13 protein-coding genes are annotated in these 17,853 nt (G+C 71.7%); 10 read left to right on the top strand and 3 right to left on the bottom strand.

Going from position 1 to position 17,853, the window contains the following annotated elements; translation table 11 throughout:
- Positions 1 to 249 precede the first annotated feature (249 nt).
- The 10 genes from F5972_RS29840 to F5972_RS29795 all read left to right on the top strand — a co-directional run bounded on the left by F5972_RS29840 (position 250) and on the right by F5972_RS29795 (position 12,711).
- The gene (locus F5972_RS29840) at positions 250 to 1,308 is read left to right on the top strand and encodes a ParB/RepB/Spo0J family partition protein (protein WP_225312020.1); all 1,059 of its coding nucleotides are present in this window, start codon (positions 250 to 252) and stop codon (positions 1,306 to 1,308) included.
- A 29-nt stretch (positions 1,309 to 1,337) separates the two neighbouring features.
- Positions 1,338 to 2,174, top strand: coding sequence for a 2-amino-3,7-dideoxy-D-threo-hept-6-ulosonate synthase (locus F5972_RS29835; RefSeq protein ID WP_150938226.1), 837 nt, complete (start codon positions 1,338 to 1,340; stop codon positions 2,172 to 2,174).
- A gap of 33 nt (positions 2,175 to 2,207) precedes the next feature.
- Positions 2,208 to 3,320 carry a 3-dehydroquinate synthase II family protein gene (locus F5972_RS29830; protein ID WP_150938224.1) on the top strand — a complete coding sequence of 371 codons (1,113 nt, stop codon included), beginning with the start codon at positions 2,208 to 2,210 and terminating at the stop codon, positions 3,318 to 3,320.
- Positions 3,321 to 3,361: 41 nt separating this feature from the next.
- Entirely contained in the window at positions 3,362 to 4,711 is a 1,350-nt protein-coding gene (locus F5972_RS29825) for an aspartate kinase (RefSeq protein WP_150938222.1), read from the top strand.
- Positions 4,712 to 4,871: 160 nt separating this feature from the next.
- Positions 4,872 to 6,110, top strand: a complete 1,239-nt coding sequence (locus F5972_RS29820; protein WP_150938220.1) for a cytochrome P450 — start codon at positions 4,872 to 4,874, stop codon at positions 6,108 to 6,110.
- 26 nt (positions 6,111 to 6,136) lie between these two features.
- Entirely contained in the window at positions 6,137 to 7,315 is a 1,179-nt protein-coding gene (locus tag F5972_RS29815) for an MFS transporter (RefSeq protein ID WP_150938218.1), read from the top strand.
- A gap of 24 nt (positions 7,316 to 7,339) precedes the next feature.
- Positions 7,340 to 8,872: a GMC family oxidoreductase gene (locus F5972_RS29810; protein ID WP_150938216.1), complete on the top strand. Its 1,533-nt coding sequence runs from the start codon at positions 7,340 to 7,342 to the stop codon at positions 8,870 to 8,872.
- The gene (locus F5972_RS29805) at positions 8,869 to 10,359 is read left to right on the top strand and encodes an aldehyde dehydrogenase family protein (RefSeq protein WP_204288775.1); all 1,491 of its coding nucleotides are present in this window, start codon (positions 8,869 to 8,871) and stop codon (positions 10,357 to 10,359) included. Before F5972_RS29810 ends, F5972_RS29805 begins: the two co-directional genes overlap by 4 nt.
- Positions 10,360 to 10,365: 6 nt before the next feature.
- Positions 10,366 to 11,367, top strand: coding sequence for a zinc-binding dehydrogenase (locus tag F5972_RS29800; protein ID WP_150938214.1), 1,002 nt, complete (start codon positions 10,366 to 10,368; stop codon positions 11,365 to 11,367).
- A 39-nt stretch (positions 11,368 to 11,406) separates the two neighbouring features.
- On the top strand, positions 11,407 to 12,711 hold the full coding sequence (locus F5972_RS29795; protein ID WP_150938212.1) for a flavin-containing monooxygenase: 1,305 nt from the start codon (positions 11,407 to 11,409) through the stop codon (positions 12,709 to 12,711).
- Positions 12,712 to 13,420: 709 nt separating this feature from the next.
- On the opposite strand, the gene F5972_RS29790 is transcribed toward F5972_RS29795, so the two are convergent.
- From F5972_RS29790 to F5972_RS29780, 3 genes are all read right to left on the bottom strand, one after another.
- Positions 13,421 to 14,653 (bottom strand): cytochrome P450 family protein, encoded by a 1,233-nt coding sequence (locus F5972_RS29790; protein WP_150938210.1) that lies wholly within the window; start codon positions 14,651 to 14,653, stop codon positions 13,421 to 13,423.
- Between the two features lie 61 nt (positions 14,654 to 14,714).
- On the bottom strand, positions 14,715 to 16,010 hold the full coding sequence (locus F5972_RS29785) for an MFS transporter (RefSeq protein ID WP_191910371.1): 1,296 nt from the start codon (positions 16,008 to 16,010) through the stop codon (positions 14,715 to 14,717).
- Positions 16,011 to 16,144: 134 nt separating this feature from the next.
- Positions 16,145 to 17,848: an AMP-binding protein gene (locus tag F5972_RS29780; protein ID WP_150938206.1), complete on the bottom strand. Its 1,704-nt coding sequence runs from the start codon at positions 17,846 to 17,848 to the stop codon at positions 16,145 to 16,147.
- Between the last annotated feature and the right edge of the window lie 5 nt (positions 17,849 to 17,853).

Below are 17,853 nucleotides of genomic sequence, written 5' to 3'. Positions count from 1 at the left end.
CTTCGGGCGGCCGGGACCTCTTCCGTGTACGGCCGGCCGGTGTGGCTCCGGCGGCCTTGTGCAACCGGGGACAATCCTCGCTTGCACAGCCGAAAACATACCGTGGCAAAGGTATGATCAAGAAGTAGAGACGCATATAAGCGCAGGTCAAAGTGCGTTTATAGAAAAATACCTTGTGTAAGGTATGATTTTGCGAAAGAGTGCTCTTCAAGACACGACAGGCTCCGCTGAAGACGAGGGGTGAGTCACGTGGCAGGCGGCGAAGCGATCAGTAGCGAGCGGGAGACGGGCGTCGGCACCGACGTCGAGTTGGTCCCGATCGCCGAGCTCGTCCTGAAGGGCTCACCCCGATCCACCGGGGAGGACGCCGAGCACGCGCGTTCTCTCGCGGAGCTGGATTCGGAGGCTGAACTGCCGCCGATCGTCGTACAGCGGGGCACGAACCGGGTGATCGACGGGATTCACCGGGTGCGCGCCGCGCGGTTGCGCGGAGAGTGGGCGATCCGGGCCCGTTACTTCGACGGCGACGACGCCGGCGCCTTCGTGCTCGCGGTGGAGTCGAACGTGCGGCACGGCCTGCCGCTTTCGCTCGCCGACCGGAAGTCGGCCGCCCGGCGCATCCTGCGGGAGCACCCGGGCTGGTCGAACCGGGCGGTGGCCTCGGTCGTGGGGCTCTCCCCCAAGACCGTCGGCGCGCTGCGCGAGCAGCACGGAGCGCAGGTGACCGAGGTCAGGATCGGCCGGGACGGCCGGGTGCGCCCGGTGAGCGCGGCCTCCGGGCGCGAACGCGCCAGGGAGATCCTGCTACGCGATCCCACCTCCTCACTGCGCACGGTGAGCGCCGCGGCCGGGGTGTCCCCCGGCACCGTACGGTCCGTCCGGATGCAGCTGACCGGGCAGGCCACGGCCGTCGTCCCGGAACAGCGGGCCGGAGAACAGCGGGCCACGGCGCAGCGAGTCACGGCGCAGCGGGCAGCCGAGCAGCGGGCCGCGTCGCCCAAGCAGAACCCCGATCCACGACGCGCCCGGGGCCCGGCTCCGCGGCCCGCCGGGCCGGACCGGACGAGCGCGATGCTGCGCGCGCTCCGATCCGACCCGTCGCTGCGGTTCAACGAGTCCGGCCGGCTGCTGCTGAGCGTTCTGGCGGTGGCCGCGATGGACGCGAACACGCGGGAACGCCTCGTCGGCGACCTGCCGGACCACTGCGTCGACTTCGTCGCGGAACTCGCCGAGGCGAGCGGACAGGCCTGGCAGGAACTCGCGAGACGCCTGGCGGAGCGACGGTCCGCGACCGCCGATCCCAACTGAATTCCCGATTGGAAATGGGGTGTGAAGAGATGGCTGAAGCGTACGGCTGGTCCGGGAAGACCCTACGGACCCAGCGGATCATGCACTCGGCTTCCGGGACGACGTTCCTGGTCCCGCTCGATCATTCGCTGGCGGACGGCCCGGTGTCGGCCGCCGCCGACTTCGCCGGGCTGGTCACGGCGATGGCCGCGAACGACGTGGACGGCATCATCGTCCACAAGGGCCGGGTCCGTTTCCTTCCCACCGAGCTGCTCGGGCGGCTGGCGCTCGTCGTGCACCTGAGCGGCAGCACCAGGCACGCACCGGACGCCGACGCGAAGACCCTGGTCGGCGCCGTGACCGAGGCGGTGGCGCTGGGCGCGGACGGCGTCAGCCTGCACATCAACCTCGGGTCGAGCAACGAGGCCCAGCAGCTGGCCGACTTCGGCCTCGTCGCCGACCGGTGCGCGCGCTGGGGCGTCCCGTTGCTCGCGATGGTCTACCCGCGTGGCCCGCGCATCGCGGACCCGGCCGATCCCGCGCTGCTGGCGCACGCGGCGAACGTCGCGGCGGACCTCGGCGCCGACATCGTGAAGCTCCCGTTCACCGGCTCGTCCGTCACGATGCGCGAGGTCGTCGAGGCGAGCCCGATCCCGGTGGTGACCGCCGGCGGCGGCGTCATCGACGACACCGGCACATTCCTCAACCTGATCGACTCCGTGATGGCGTCCGGCGTGCGCGGAGTCGCGGTCGGGCGCAACATCTTCCGCGCCCCCGACCCCGGGAAGCTGGCCCGGTCGGTCGCCCAGCGAGTCCACGCCGGACTCGGTTCCCGCAAGCCCCTGACCCCCCTGGACCTGGCCCTGGCCGGAGCGACAGTCGCCTGACGAACACACTCACCCACGACCGAAGGTGCGAACATGAAATCCGCTTGGATCGACCTGCGCGGCCTCGCCGCCGAACTCGCCACCGCCGTCATCGAGGAGAGCACCCACCTCGGCATCGGCGCCGTCGTGCTGGACGACCCCGATCTGGCCGCGAAGGTCCCGCCGACCCTGGAGAAGGCCGCCGTCGTCACCGGCGAGACCCCCACGGTCCTGATCGACCAGCTCGTCGACGTCGTCGACATCCTGATCGCCGACCACAGCATCGCCGAGAAGTTCGAGGGCGTACGGCCCGGCCTGCGCACCGGCGTCCTGGTCAAGGTGCTGGGCGAGGAGACACTGCAGCTCGCCTGCAAGATAGCGAACGAGGCGGACCTTACCCTGGTCGAGTTCCGCCAGGACCCGAGCAAGATCCCGCTGGAGATCCTGCTGGCGGCCGCCGACAAGGCCAAGGGCTCGATCGTCACCGTCGTCGAGGACGTCGAGGACGCGATGGTCACCATCGGCGTCCTGGAGCGCGGCTCCGACGCGGTGATGCTCGCCCCGCGGCGGGTCGGCGACGCCTCCGAGCTGGTGCGCGTGTGCCAGGGCGAGGCCGAGACGCTGGAGCTGGAGCCGCTGGAGATCGTCAAGCTCACGCACCTGGGGCTCGGCGACCGGGTGTGCGTGGACACGTGCTCCCACATGCAGCCCAACGAGGGCATCCTGGTCGGCTCGTACTCGACCGGCCTGATGCTGGTCAGCAGCGAGACCCACCCGCTGCCGTACATGCCGACCCGCCCGTTCCGGGTGAACGCGGCCGCGCTCAGCTCGTACACCCTGACGCCCGGGAACCGCACGCGTTACCTGTCGGAGCTGCGCTGCGGCTCGGAGATCCTGGCCGTCAACACGAACGGCGGCGTACGCCGGGTGATCGTGTGCCGGATCAAGATGGAGACCCGCCCGATGCTGCAGATCGAGGCCCGCACGGCGGGCGGCGACATCGTGAACATGGTCGGCCAGGACGACTGGCACGTGCGCGCCCTCGGCGAAGGCGGCAGCGTGCACAACTTCACCGAGCTGCGGCCCGGCGACCACATCCTCGGGCACACCATGACCGACCAGCGTCACGTCGGATACGCGATCCGTGAGTTCCTGCACGAGCAGTGAGACACGAGCCGGCTCCGCTCTGAAGGAAGAGAGTGCGTGACATGGCGCTCATTGTCCAAAAGTACGGCGGAACCTCGGTCGCCACGCCCGAGAAGGTCATCGAGGCGGCGCGGCAGATCCTCGCGGCGCGGGCGGACGGGCACGAGGTCGTCGCGGTCGTGTCCGCCATGGGCGGAACCACCGACAGGCTGCTCCAACTGGCCTCGTCGGTGTCCGACCAGCCGGATCCCGCCCAGCTCGACGCCCTGCTCACCACGGGCGAGGCCGTGTCCGCCGCGCTGCTGTCGATGGCGCTGAACCGCCAGGGCGCCGCCAGCAGGTCGTTCAGCGGCGCCGAGGCGGGGATCCGGACGGACGACCGCCACGGCCGGGCGACGATCCAGCAGGTGGACCCGCGGAGGCTCAAGGAGGACCTCTGCCGGGGAGCGATCCCGGTCGTCGCGGGCTTCCAGGGTGAGGCGGGCGCCGGAGGGCCCTGCACCACCCTGGGCCGCGGCGGCTCGGACACCACCGGCGTCGCCCTGGCCGCGGCGCTCGGCGCGGACCACTGCGAGATCGTCACCGATGTCGCGGGGGTCTACACCGCCGACCCCAGGAAGGTCGCCGGCGCCCGGCGTCACACCGCCCTGCTCTACGAGGAGATGGCCGAGCTCGCGGTGAGCGGAGCCAAGGTGCTCGCCGCGGACTCCGTGGACTACGCACGGACCCACGGCGTCGACCTGAAGGTGCGGGCCAACCACACCGCCCGCGGCCCGGAGACCTGGGTCGGATATCGCCGCCGCGCCGCCGCGATGGCGATGCCCGGCGACTCCTGGACTCCGGCCGGGCTCGACGAGATCCCCGCGATCGCCGGGGTGGCCACCAGGACGGGTCTCGTGCGCTGCGTGCTGCGCCGGATCACCGCGGACCACGCGGTCCGGATCCTGCGCGGGCTCGCCGAACGCGAGATCGAGGTCGAGCTGCGCCGCTACGGCAATCTCGGGACGGAGGACGCCAGTGACGTCGCGATCACCCTGCCCGCGGAGAGCGTGGAGGAGGCGCGGACGCTGCTGGCCGAGGCCGACGGGGAGACCCGCCTGGGCGAGGTGCACTGGACCTCGAACCTGGCGCGGCTCTCTGTCGTCGGACTCGGGATAGGCCTGCTGCCCGGTTCGCCGCCGCGACTGCTCGACGCGCTGCGGTCGGTCGGCGCCGCGCGCACCGATCTGCTCGTCACGTCCAACAGGCTCAGCGTGCTGACCGGGGAGAGCGGCCTGACCGAGGCCACCCAGAGCGTGCACGACGCCTTCGTCCACGAACCCGCGACGCCCCGGATCGACACCACCCCCCTGTGGGCCGCCGATCGCAGGCAGCTGAGTGCCGGCGTGCCCGCGCTGGCCGCGGCCGACTGAACCCTGCCGACAAGAACCCCGCCGACCGAACACCGCTGCCTGAACCGCGACCCACGACCGGGCCGGCCGGTCCCCCCGCCGGCCGGCCCGGCACTCCGGACGAGCACTCCGGACAAGCAGTGCCCGCCGGACGAGAAGCCACCCAAGCGGAGCGACCCCGATGACTAAGCCGACATTCGATCCCACATCCGACGGCCAGCTGGCCGACCCCTATCCGGCGTACGCGCGGATGCGCGATCGGTGCCCCGTGTTCCACGACGAGAACATGAACGTCTTCGTCGTCACGCGGCACGAGGACGTCGTACGCGTGACCCACGATCCGGAGACGTACTCCTCGGAGAGCGCGGTGAAGGCGACCGCGGGTCCGGAGGCCGACGAGGTCAAGCAGATCCTGGCCGAGGGCTGGTCGCTGACGCCCAATCTCACCGAGAGCGACGGCGGCGAGCACACCCGGCTGCGCCTCGCGGTGAACCGGGTCTTCACGCCCCGGCGGGTGGCCGAGCTCGAACCCTTCATCAGGGCGACCGGCGAAGAGCTGATCGCACGGTTCGCCGCCGCCGGTTCGACCGACATCATCGAGAACTACGCGTGGCCGCTGCCGCTGGCCGTCATGGCACGGATCCTCGGCATGCCGGCCGGTGACGTGCCGCTGCTGCGGCAGTGGAGCCACAGCTGGCTGAAGCTGTCCGTCGGCGGCGGCGACGTGGCGGAGCGGGCCGCCTGCGCCCGCGAGGTCATCGCCATGCAGAACTACGTGATGGCGATGCTGCTGGACCCGGCGCGGGCCGGCGACGGGCTCGTCGCGTCGCTCGCGGCCGACCACGGCGAGAACGGCCTCGACAACGTCGAGCTGATGCGCATCGTGATGAACCTGATCATCGCGGGGCACGTCACGGTCACCCGTTCCATCGGCAACGGCCTGGTGAGCCTGCTGGAGAACCCGGCCCAGCTCGCGGCGCTGCGCTCGGGCGAGGTGTCGCCCGCGGCGATGGTCGAGGAGATCCTGCGGTTCGAGTCTCCGGTCCAGGGGCTGTTCCGCACCGTCACGACGGAGACCGAGCTCGCCGGCCGCTGTCTGCGGCCCGGCGACCGCGTGATGGTGCACTTCGGCGCCGCGAACCGGGACGAGCGTGTGCTCACCGACCCGGACACGTTCGACATCAGGCCGCGGGCCGGCCGCAACATGCTGGCCTTCGGCCGCGGCATCCACACCTGCCTCGGCGCCGGGCTGGCCCGGCTGCAACTGCAGGTCGCCATTCCGCTGCTGTTCGACCGCCTGCCCGGGCTGCGTCTGGGGCCCGCGGACTCGCGCAGCCGGGAGCGGCTGGTGATCGCGCGGGGATTCGACGAGCTCCACCTGCAATGGGACGTTTCGCAAGTACAGGAGGCAACACAGTGACCACGCAGGAACAAGAAGTCGCACCGGTGGCGGTCGAGAGGAACGCCGCCATGGTTGGGACGCCACTACTGATGGTGGGCGTCGCCCTGGCGGCGGCGAACCTGCGTCCCGCCATCACCACCGTCGGCCCACTGCTCGACGAGGTGCGCCGGTCGCTCGGCGCCTCCCTGCTCTGGGCGAGCGTGCTGACCGCCGTGCCCACCCTCTGCTTCGGCATCGCCGCCGCGGCGGCGCCGCTGGCGGCCCGCAAGCTCGGCCTGGCCCGGGCGGTCGGCGCCGGTCTGGTCGTGCTCACCGCCGGGCTGCTGCTGCGGGTCGTGGGCGGCCCGTGGGTGATGCTGGCCGGCACGTTCGTCGCGGCGTCCGGCATCGCCCTCGGCAACGTGCTCATCCCGGTCGTGGTCAAGCAGGCGTTCCCAACGCGGATCCCGTTGCTGACTACGGTCTACACCGTCGCCCTGATGGTCGGCGGCGGGGTGGGCGCCGCGGCGACCCCGTGGCTGCAGGAACAGATCGGCGGCTGGCGGGTCACCCTGGCCGCGTGGTCGCTGCTGTCCATCGGCGCGCTGCTGGTCTGGGTCGCCGGGACGCGCCGCACCGGCCTGCTCGGCGCGAGCCCGGCCGCGCCGGCGGAGCGCACGCTGCTGCTGCGCAGCCCGCTCGCGTGGCTGATCACCGGGTTCTTCGGGCTGCAGGCGGCGGGCTCGTACGTCCTGATGGGCTGGGCCGCGAACGTGTTCACCGGCGCGGGCATCAGCAAGCAGGAATCAGGGCTGCTGCTCGCCCTGCTGGTCGCGGCCGCCCTGCCCGTCACGATGGTGGTCGTGCCGGCCGCGATGCGCAGCCGCAGCCAGTCGTGGTGGATCGCCGGGCTCGTGGGCCTGGAGATCGTCGGCACGATCGGCATGCTCGTCTCGCCGACGTCGGTGCCGTGGCTGTGGTCGCTCCTGTGGGGAGCGGGCATGGGCGTGTTCCCGATCGCGCTCGGCCTGTTCGCGCTGCGCACCCGCACCGCGGCCGAGACCGCCGGGATCTCGGCCATGTCGCAGGGCTTCGGCTACCTGATCGCTATCGGCGGGCCGTTCCTGTTCGGCGTGCTGCACGGCTCCACGGGCGGCTGGGCCGTCCCGATGGTAATGCTCACCGTGGTCTTCGCCGTCGACCTGGTCCTCGGGTTCGTCGTCGGCCGCCCCCGGTACGTGTAGGACCGCGTCGAGGGAGGAGTGACCATGACCTACGACGTCATCGTGATCGGCGGCGGATCCGCCGGCTGCGTCCTCGCCAACCGGTTGAGCGCGAATCCGCGGCTGTCCGTCCTGCTCCTGGAGGCCGGACCCGATTTCGCGACCGTCGAGGAGTTGCCGGCGGAGGTCGCCGACGCCCACTACGCGCCGTACTCCTATGACTGGGGTTACCGATCGGTCCCGGACGCGTTCGGCAACGAGGTGCCGGTCCCCCGCGGCCGGATCATCGGCGGGTCCTCCTCCGTCAACGTCTGCGTGGCGATGCGCGCCCGGCCGTCCGACCACGAGGCGTGGGCGGACCTGGCCGGGCCCGAATGGGGCTACCCGGAGATGCTCCCCTTCTACAAGGAGATGGAGCACTACCCGTACGGCGAGGAGAAGTTCCACGGGCTCGGCGGGCCGTACCGCATCACGCTGAGCACGGCGGCGGACCTGGGCCCGCACGTCGCGGCGATGGCGGAGGCGAGCGCACGGCTCGGCTATCCGATGGTCGACGACTTCAACGCGCCGGGCGCGCCCGGCTTCGCGCACACCCCGCTCAGCGCGGCCGACGGCCTGCGGCTGAGCACGGCGGTCGGCTACCTCAACCCGGTCCGCCACCGGCCCAACCTGCGGGTGCGCGGCGACGCTCCGGTCGACCGGGTGCTTTTCCGGGGCACCCGGGCCCGCGGGGTCCGGCTCGTCTCGGGTGAGGAGATCGACGCCAGGCACGTCGTGCTCAGCGCCGGCGCCTACGGCACCCCGGTCATCGCCATGCGGTCCGGCGTCGGAGACCGCGCCGGGCTCGCGGCGCACGGCATCGACGTGCTGGCCGACCTGCCGGGTGTGGGGCGCAACCTCACCGAGCACCCCGCCTTCTGGAACATCCACGTCGCGAAGCCGCCGGAGGGCGGCGCGCGGCAGATGTTCGGCAGCGTGCTCAGTGTCGCCACGGGACCGGGCGAGCCGGACTTCGACGTGCAGATTCTGCCGTCGGCGGCGGTGCCGACCGCAAGCCTGCCCGCCATGATCGTTCCGCCGGTCGAGAACCACCCGACCGGCTGGGACATGGTCTTCTTCGTCTCCTGCGTCCAGCCCCGTTCGCGGGGTAGCGTGCGGCTCGCCTCGCGCGACCCGGAGGACGCGCCGATCATCGACCTCGGGCTCTACACGGCCGCCGACGACGCCGAACGGGTCGCCGACGCGGTGCGCATCGCCCGCGGGATCGCGCGCACCAAGCCGCTCGCCGACCTGCTGGTGGACGAGCGGGTGCCGGGTCCGGGCGTGAGCGACGAGGAGCTCGCGGACGCGATCCGGCGTGCTCCGGCGCACTACAACCACGGCAGCTCCACGATGCGGATGGGTCCGCGCCGTGATCCGGACGCCGTGGTCGACACCGACGGCGCCGTGTACGGCGTCGAGGGACTCACCGTCGCGGACGCCTCCGTCTTCCCGGCGATGCCGCGCGTGGCCACCAACGTTCCGACCATTGTGATCGCCGAGCGGATCGCCTCGGCGCTGAAAGAGAGGCTGTCGTGACCACGACCTTCGATACCGCTCAGATCGTGCGGACGCGCTGGTCCTCGCAGGACGAGGCGGACCGGTTCACCGTGCACAACCCGGCGACCGGCAGGCCGCTGGTGGTCGTCCAGGGCGCGGGCGCGGAGCAGGTGGACCAGGCGGTCCGCGCCGCGCACGAGGCGCACTTCGCGTGGAAGGCCCGTACGCCGCGGGAGCGCGGCAAGTGGCTGTGGAAGGTCGCCCAGGCGATCCGCGAGCACGCCGACGAGATCGCGGCGCTCGAGTCCAGCGACAACGGCAAGCCCTTCACCCAGGCGCGCAACTTCGACCTCGAAGGCGCGCCCACCATCTTCGAGATGTTCGCCGGCCTCTGCGAGGCGATCCCGAGCCAGGCGCGCGACTCGGGCAGCATGATCGACATCACGCTGCGCGAGCCCTTCGGCGTCATCGGCGCGATCATCCCGTTCAACTGGCCCCCGCTGCACACCGCCGGCAAGATCGCCCCCGCGCTCGCGGCCGGCAACGCCGTGGTGATCAAGCCGCCGGAGCAGGCGCCGCTGTCGGTGATGCGGGTCGCCGAGATCGCCCAGGAGATCCTCCCCGACGACGTCGTGCACATCGTGCCCGGCACCGGCGCGGTCGGGGCGCAGCTCGCGGGGCACAAGCTCGTGGGCAAGGTCTCCTTCACCGGCGCGCCCACCACGGGCCAGGCCGTGATCCGTACGGCCGCGGAGAACCTGACGCCGACCCTGCTGGAGCTCGGCGGCAAGAACGCCCTGGTCATCTTCGAGGACGCCGACCTCGACTCGGCCGTGCCGTGGGCGGTGGAAGGCGGCTACTTCAACCAGGGCGAGGCCTGCACCGCCGCCTCGCGCGTGCTGGTCCACGTGGACCGCTACGAGGAGGTCGTCCGGCGGCTCACGGACGCCGTCAACCGGCTGAAGGTCGGCGACGGCGCGGACGCGGGCACGCACGTCGGACCACTGGTGACCCCCGAGCAGCGGCGGCGCGTGCTCGACTACATCGACCTCGGCGTCCGCGAAGGCGCCACGATCGCGGCCCAGGCGGCGCTGCCCGCCGACCCGGAGCTGGCGGACGGCTACTACGTCCCGCCCACGTTGTTCACCGGCGTCACCCCGGACATGCGCATCGCCACCGAGGAGATCTTCGGGCCCGTCGTCTGCGTGATCCCGTTCCGCGACGAGGCCGAGGCGGTCCGCATCGCCAACGGCACCGAGTTCGGCCTGGTCGCCGGGGTGTTCACCCGCGAGACCGAGCGCGCCATGCGGTTCAGCCGGGAGCTGCGCGTGGGCATCGTGTTCGTCAACCACTACAACCGCTCGTTCACCGGCACCCCGTTCGGCGGTGTGGGCGCGAGCGGGTACGGCCGCGAGCACGCCGTCGAGACGCTGCAGGAGTACAGCTACGCCCGCAGCCTGCGACTGCCCTCCGGACGCGGCGAGATTCCGCGCTGGGCGCCGTCGCTCGAGGTCACCGGAGGCTGAACCGAGATGAGCGCGACGATGCGCGCCGCCGTCTGTGTCCGGGCGGGCGGCCCGGAGGTGCTCGAGATCCACGAGCTGCCCGTGCCCTCGGTCTACGAGGGCTGGAGCCTCGTCCGGGTGGAGGGCGCCGGCCTGAACCGGTCGGAGCTGAGGACCCGTCAGGGGCACTCGCCGAACGTGAAGTTCCCCCGGGTGCTCGGGATCGAGTGCGTGGGAACGGTGGCGGTCTCGACCGACGCCGCGCTGCCGGTCGGCCAGACCGTCGCGGCCGTGATGGGCGAGATGGGCCGCGAGTTCGACGGCGGATACGCGGAGTACGCGCTGCTGCCGAACTCGCTGCTCATGCCGGTCTCCACCACGTTGCCCTGGGACGTGCTGGCCGCGCTGCCGGAGACGTACCTGACCGCGCAGGGCTCGCTGGACGCGCTGGGCATCGTGCCCGGCGCGCCCGGCCGCCTGCTGATCCGCGGCGGCACCTCGTCGGTCGGCATGGCGGCGGCGTCGATCGCCTCCGCCCACGGCCTGCGGACCGCCGCCACGACCCGGCGCCCGGACAAGGCCGGCGCCCTGAGCGCGGTCGGAGTCGACCACGTGCTCGTGGACGACGGCGGGTCACTGGCGGACGCCGTGCGCGAGGTCTGGCCCGAGGGCCCCGACTACATCCTCGACCTGATCGGGACGGCCACGGTGCCGGACTCGCTGAGGCTGGTGCGCCGCGGCGGGACGGTGTGCGTGTCCGGCTCGCTCAGCGGCTGGCTGATCAGGGAGTTCGAGCCGATCGCGATGATCCCGCCGGGCACGAAGCTCACGGCCTTCCACAGCGACAGCCTCAGGGGCGCCGCCGGTGCGCCGGTGCTGCAGCGGGTCGTCGACGAGGTCCAGGCCGGCGTCTACCGGCCCAACGTCGACCGGGTCTTCGACCTCGGCGACATCGCCGAGGCACACCGGTACATGGAGAACGACCAGGCCACCGGGAAGGTCGTCGTGCTGCCCCGGACCCAGTTCTGATTTCGCTGTTCTGATTTCGCTGCGGAGAGGAATGAACGGATGGGAACGGAGTTCGCCGAGACAGTGGTGATAGGTGGCGGCCAGCAGGGATGCTCGGTCGCGGGCGCGCTCTCCCGGCTGGGCTACCAGGCGTTGGTGATCGAGCGTGGCGAGATCGGCCAGGCGTGGGCCAACGAGCGCTGGGACAGCCTGCGCGTCAACACGCCGAACAGGACGGTCGCCTTTCCGGACTGGCCGTACGACGGGGACGATCCCGAGGGGTACATGCCGGCCCGTGAGGTGGCCGGACGTCTCCGGAGCTACGTGGCCGCTATGGGCATCCAGGTCCGCGAGCACACCGGCGTCCGGATGGTCGAGTTCCCGATCGGCAAGGCGCTCCACGAGGGCGCGCGCTTCCGCGTCCACCTGGACGACGGCGAGACCGTCGAGGCCCGGAACGTCGTCGCGGCGCTGGGTGGGTACTCCTCGCCGCGCGTGCCGGAGGTGGCCGCGGGCGTGGACCTCTCGGTCACGCAACTGCACGCGCGGTACTACCGCAACCCGGAGTCCCTGCCGAGCGGCGCGGTTCTCATCGTGGGCGCGGGGAACAGCGGCCAGCAGATCGCGGACGACCTCCGCGACGCCGGCCGGGAGGTGTACCTCGCGGTCGGAGGACACAAGACCGCGCCCCGGCGTTACCGCGGCGCGCAGATCCTCGACTGGCTGCAGTTGCTGTTGCCCGAGGGCAACCTCGAGACCGCGTCGGGCGGACGCGGCGACTCCCCCGTGCTGCCCGGTGTGTCGGTGCTCAGCGGGAAGGACGGCGGCCAGGACCTGAGCCTGCCGATCCTGGCGGCGAAGGGCGTCACGCTCGTCGGCTCCGTCCGCGGCGCGCATGGCGGCGTGCTGCGCCTGGAGGACAACGTCCGTGCCGTGGCGCAGGCGGCCGCCCACAAGGAGAGCGAACTGCTCAAGGCCATCGACGCGGCGATCGAGCAGCAAGGGCTGGTCGTCCCCGCGGCAGACCCCGCCCCCGAGTACGACCCCTCGCTCATCAAGGACTACGGCAGCACACTGGACCTGGTCGCGGGCGGCATCACGACGATCATCTGGGCCACGGGCTTCGTGCCCGACTACGGGATCCTGCCCGCCGAGGCGCTCGACCAGGACGGCCTGCCGGTGCACCGCAGGGGAATGGGCACGCTGCCGGGCCTGTACTACGCGGGCCTGCCCGAGGCAGGGTCGGTGATGCCGCTGCTCATCGCCGCCACCCGCAACCAGGCCGAGCGCGTCGCCCGGCACATCCAGATGGACAACACCCTCCGCCACCGCTCCCCCATGGCGATCGGCGGGCTGTGGACCTGACCGTATCGGCACAGCGCGAGGGGTGAACGAGGCGGCGATCAGCCAGATCGCCGCCTCGTTCGCATTCCCGCCGAAGCCTCGTGTTCCTGCCGAATCCTCACGTTACTGCCGAATCCTCGCGCCGAATCCCCGCGCGTTCGCTGGCCGAAGCCTCGCGTTCCCGCCGACGCCCCACGCTCCCGTTGACGCCCCGCGCTCCCTCTGACGCCCCGCGGTACCGCCGACGCCCCACGCTCCCGCCGACGCCTCTCGTCCCCGGCCGGAAGCGTCTGGCCTCCCGGCGCCGGTCCGCCGCCGCGCTCTCCGCAGGGGCCGCGCCTACGCCGGTCGGCCGCCCGGTCCGGGACCGGGACCGGGACCGGGACCGGGTCCACGCTCCACCGCAACTGCGCGGGTGCCACTGTGCCGGCCCCGCTTTCCCGCGGCTTCGGCGCACGTTCCCCCGCGCGCCTCCGGCAGGAGCTCCCACGCGGCCTCCGGCACGAACTTTCACGCAAGCCTCCGGCACGAACTTTCATGCGCGCCTCCGGCACGAACTTTCATGCGCGCCTCCGGCACGACGTACGACAAGGTCGGGCGGCCCAGGTGGTGGGCCGGCGGCGAGGCCCGGGACGTCCTCGGACCGGGCGGCCGGCGGCATGACAGTGCCGCCGGAGGCGCGGTGCGCCTCCGGCGGCCGGATTCCGTACGGTCATGCCGGTCCGTACGGTCATGCGGGGTGGGGGACGACCTCCAGGCCCACGGGGCCGTTGATCATGAACGAGGTCAGGCGGGCGGGCACGTCTCCGGGGTAGGCGAGGGCGAGATCGGGCAGCTCTCGGAACAGCGTGGTCAGGGCGATCTCCGCCTCCAGGCGGGCGAGGTGCGCGCCGAGGCAGAAGTGGGGGCCGTGGCCGAACGCGAGGTGCTCCTTGCCGGCCCGGGTGGGGTCGAAGCGTTCCGGGCAGTGCGGGTGGAGCTCCGGGTCGCGGCCGGCGGCGGCGAAGCCGATGGTGATCGCGTCGCCCTTGCGGATGACGACGCCCTCGCCGAGGTCGATGTCCTCCAGCGCGGAGCGCATGGGCATGTGCATGACCGGCCCCTCGATGCGCAGCGTCTCCTCGATGACGTCCTGCCAGCCGATGGCGCCCTCGTGGATCCGGGCGAGGTACTCGGGATGGGTGAGCAGGCCCTGGACGGCGCTGGTGATGAGGTTGACGGTGGTCTCGTGACCCGCGCCGATCATGAGGAAGAGGGTGCCGAGCAGCTCGGACTCGGACATCGGCTCCGCACCGGGCTCGGCCGGCAGGAGCAGGTCGCTGGTCAGGTCGTCGGCCGGATGCTCCCGCTTGTACCGCAGCAGCTCGCCGAGCCGGTCGTACAGCGCGGTGTGGGCGGCCACCGCCTCTTCCGCGTCGAGCGAGGAGTTCAGCGCCCCGTCGATTCCGCTGCCGATCCCCGCGCGCATGTGTTCGGGGACGCCGAACAGGTCGCAGATGACGGTGATGGTCAGCGGCAGCGCCAGGGCGTGGCGCACGTCGGCGGTGGCCCCGGGGGGCAGGGCGGCCAGCGCCTTGACCAGGCGGTCCGCGGTCGCCTGCACCCGCGGACGCATCCGTTCGACCTGCCGCGGCGAGAACGAGGGGGCGACACGGCGCCGGGACCTGCGGTGTTCCTCTCCGTAGAAGTTGAAGAAGCTCTCCTGCATGGTGAGCGCGGCGAGCGACCAGCCCTCGGGCACGTCGGCCAGGCCGGGCCAGTGCCGGCGGGAGTCGCGCGAGACGCGCGGGTCGTTCGTGAGCGCCTGGATGACGCTGTGCCGGGTGATCGCCCAGGCGCGTACGGGCCCGGGAAGCTCCACCAGCACCGCCGGCCCCTCGGCGCGCAGCGCGGCGGCCTCGGCGTGCACCGAAGCGCCTGTGGGATCGAGAACAGGACATCTGGGAGCGGACAGGGACGACATGCGATACTCCCTCACTGGGGATTGCACGGAGACCTCCACCGGTTCCGCCTGAGGCTTGGAATCAGCTTCTGGCGGTCGTGAGGCCGGGGGACGTGGCGGTCGCCGACGGTACGGCGGCACGCCGTACGGCCGTGCTGTCGGAGCGTTCCCGCAGGAACGCCGAAGCGGCCAGAGCGATCACGCCGGCGGCTGCCATGTAGACGGCGATCGGCGTCCAGCTGTGGAACCTGTCGAGCAGCGACGCGGCGATGATCGGGCTGACGGCGCCGCCGAGCAGCCCACTCACGTTGTAGCTGACGGACATGCCGGAATACCGCACGACCGTGGGGAACAGCCGCGCGCAGAACGCCCCCTGCACGCCGTAGCTCGCGGCGAACCCGGCGAACAGCAGCAGGAAACCGAGAGCCATCAGAGGGAGGGACCTGGTGTCCAGCAACGGGAACCAGGCGAACGGCGTCACCGTCATGGCGACGACGCCGCCGACGAAGACCGCCTTGCGGTTGAAGAGATCACTCAGCCATCCGAAGAACGGCATGGCGACGATCAGGAAGACGCACGACGCGACGAGCAGCACCAGCATGACGGGCCGGCCCACGCCGACGGTCGCGCCGTATTTGAGCGAGAACACCGACCCGAGGTAGAACACCAGGAACATGGGAAGCATCGCCAGCGACGCGCCCAGAGTGGTCAGGCCGTACCGTGACAGGACGTCGATCGCCGGCCGGTTCCTGACGGCGCCCTCGGCCTTCGACCGCTCGAACTCGGGGGTTTCCGCGAGCCGCGTCCGGACGTGGAGCGCGACACCCACGAGCACGGCGCTGAAGATGAACGGCAGTCGCCATCCCCACGACAGCACCTGCCGGTCCGGCAACGCGGTGACGAGGAGGAGCGCGCCGTTGGCCAGCAGCAGTCCCCAGGCGTTGCCGGTGCCGACGACGGCGGTGAGGAAGCCCCGCCTGTTCGGCTGAGCGCTCTCCAGCGCCATCAGGAACCCACCGCTCGACTCTCCGCCGAGGGAGCATCCCTGGATGAACCGGAGGACGCTCAGCAATATCGGGGCGGCGACGCCGATGGTGGCGTAGGTGGGCATCAGGCCGATCAGGACCGTCGCGCCGCCCATCATGACAAGAGTGGTGACCAGCGTCGCCTTGCGGCCGATCCGATCTCCGAAGTGCCCGAACACGAAGGCACCGAGCGGCCGTCCCGCGAAGGCGACCGCGAACGTCGACAGGGACAGCAATGTGCCGGTGGCGGGGTCGAACGAAGGGAAGAACAGCTTGTTGAAGTAGAGCGTCGAGAACGTGCCGTAGACGAGGAACTCATAGCATTCGATGCTGTTCCCGATGAGGCTGCTCAACACGGCTCGTCTGCGTTGGTCCCTGCTTATGATGACGGCATTCATTTCGTCTCCGAGGAGTAGTCGGCCCGGGCGGGCGAGCTGTGCGGGGAACGCGCGCCCGTCGCACAGCCCGCTCACGTCGCCGGGGGGCACTAGTTCTGAAAGTCCTCCTCCCACCACTCCTGCGCCGACCGCGAACTCCGCTGCTCCTCCCGCCGCCGCAGCTCGGTGCGCTGGACCTTGCCGGTGACGGTCTTGGGCAGCTCGGCGAACTCGATGCGGCGGATCCGCTTGTAGGGCGCGAGCTGGTCGCGGGCGTGGGCGAGGATGAGCTGTGCGGTCTCGGCCTCCGGCGGGTAGCCGGCGGCGAGCGCCACGTACGCCTTGGGCACGGCCAGCCGCAGCGGTTCGGGTGAGGGCACCACGGCGGCGTCGGCGACGGCCGGATGCCGCAGCAGCACGCTCTCCAGCTCGAAGGGGGAGATCCGGTAGTCGGACGCCTTGAAGAGGTCGTCGCCCCGCCCGGTGTAGCGGAAGAGGCCGTCCGCGTCACGGGTGGCGATGTCGCCGGTGTGGTAGTAACCGCCGCGCATGCAGTGGGCGGTCGCCTCGGAGTTGCCCAGATATCCGCTCATCAGACCGAGCGGGCGACTGGCCAGCGGCAGGCAGATCTCGCCCTCCCCGGCGCCGTCCGGGATGGGGACGCCGGTGTTCGGGTCCAGCAGCGCCACCTCGTAGCCCGGCAGCGCCCAGCCCAGCCCCCCGTCGACGGTCGGCATGCCCGGCGGAGTCCCGATCTGGGCGGTGGTCTCGGTCTGCCCGTAGCCGTCCCGTACCGTCACCCCCCACGCCTCGCGGACGCGGCGCACCACCTCCCCGTTCAGCGGTTCCCCGGCGGCCACCGCCTCGCGCAGCGAGACCGGCCACTGCGTGAGGTCCTCCTGGAGCAGGCTTCGCCAGACGGTGGGCGGCGCGCAGAAGGTGGTCACGGCGTAGCGCGACATCATGTCGAGCAGCGGCCGCGCGGCGAACCTCGGCTGGTTGACGACCATGACCGTCGCCTGTGCGTTCCAGGGGGCGTACAGGTTGCTCCAGGCGTGCTTTCCCCACCCGGGCGAGGAGATGTTGAGGTGCACGTCGCCCGGCCGGATGCCGATCCAGTACATGGTCGACAGGTGGCCGATCGGATAGCTCACGCTCGTGTGCCCGACCAGCTTGGGACGGTTGGTCGAACCCGAGGTGAAGTAGATGAGCGACGGCTCGTCGGGCCGGGTCCGCACCGCCTCCCGGAGCGGCTCGGCGGCATAGGCCCCCTGGTAGTCCAGCCAGCCCGGCACCGCGCCGCCGACGGCGATGCACGTGCGTCCGCCGCTCAGTCGTGCCAGCTTGGGGGTGAGGCCGGCCTCGGCGACCACGTGCCCCACACCGCCGCGTTCCAGCCGGTCGGCCAGGTCGTCGGGCGTGAGCTGGACGGACGCGGGGATCACGGCGCAGCCCAGCCGGAACGCGGCCAGCAGGCACTCCCACAGTTCCACCCGGTTGGGGAGCATCAGCAGCATGCGGTCCCCGCGCCGTACGCCGGCCGCCCGCAGCCACCGGGCGACCCGCTGGGAGCGCTCGGCCAGCTCGGCGAAGCTCAGCGCGGTGTCGGCGACGACCTCGCCCCGCTGGTCGAGGTCGACCACGCGCAGCGCGATGGCGTCGTTCCCCTGGGCGATCACATCGAACCAGTCCGCGACCCAGCTGAAGTCCTGTCCGACCGCGGGCCTGGGGAAGGCCCGGGCGCGCGGCAGGTCCCCGTAGGAGGACAGCAGGTGGTCGCGGGCGCGTTGGAACTCGACGGTCGCTGGATTCATGGTGA

It is taken from the genome of Microbispora cellulosiformans, assembly GCF_008728085.1.
GTDB lineage: Bacteria > Actinomycetota > Actinomycetes > Streptosporangiales > Streptosporangiaceae > Microbispora > Microbispora amethystogenes.
This window is presented reverse-complemented; position numbering and strand designations above follow the sequence as displayed.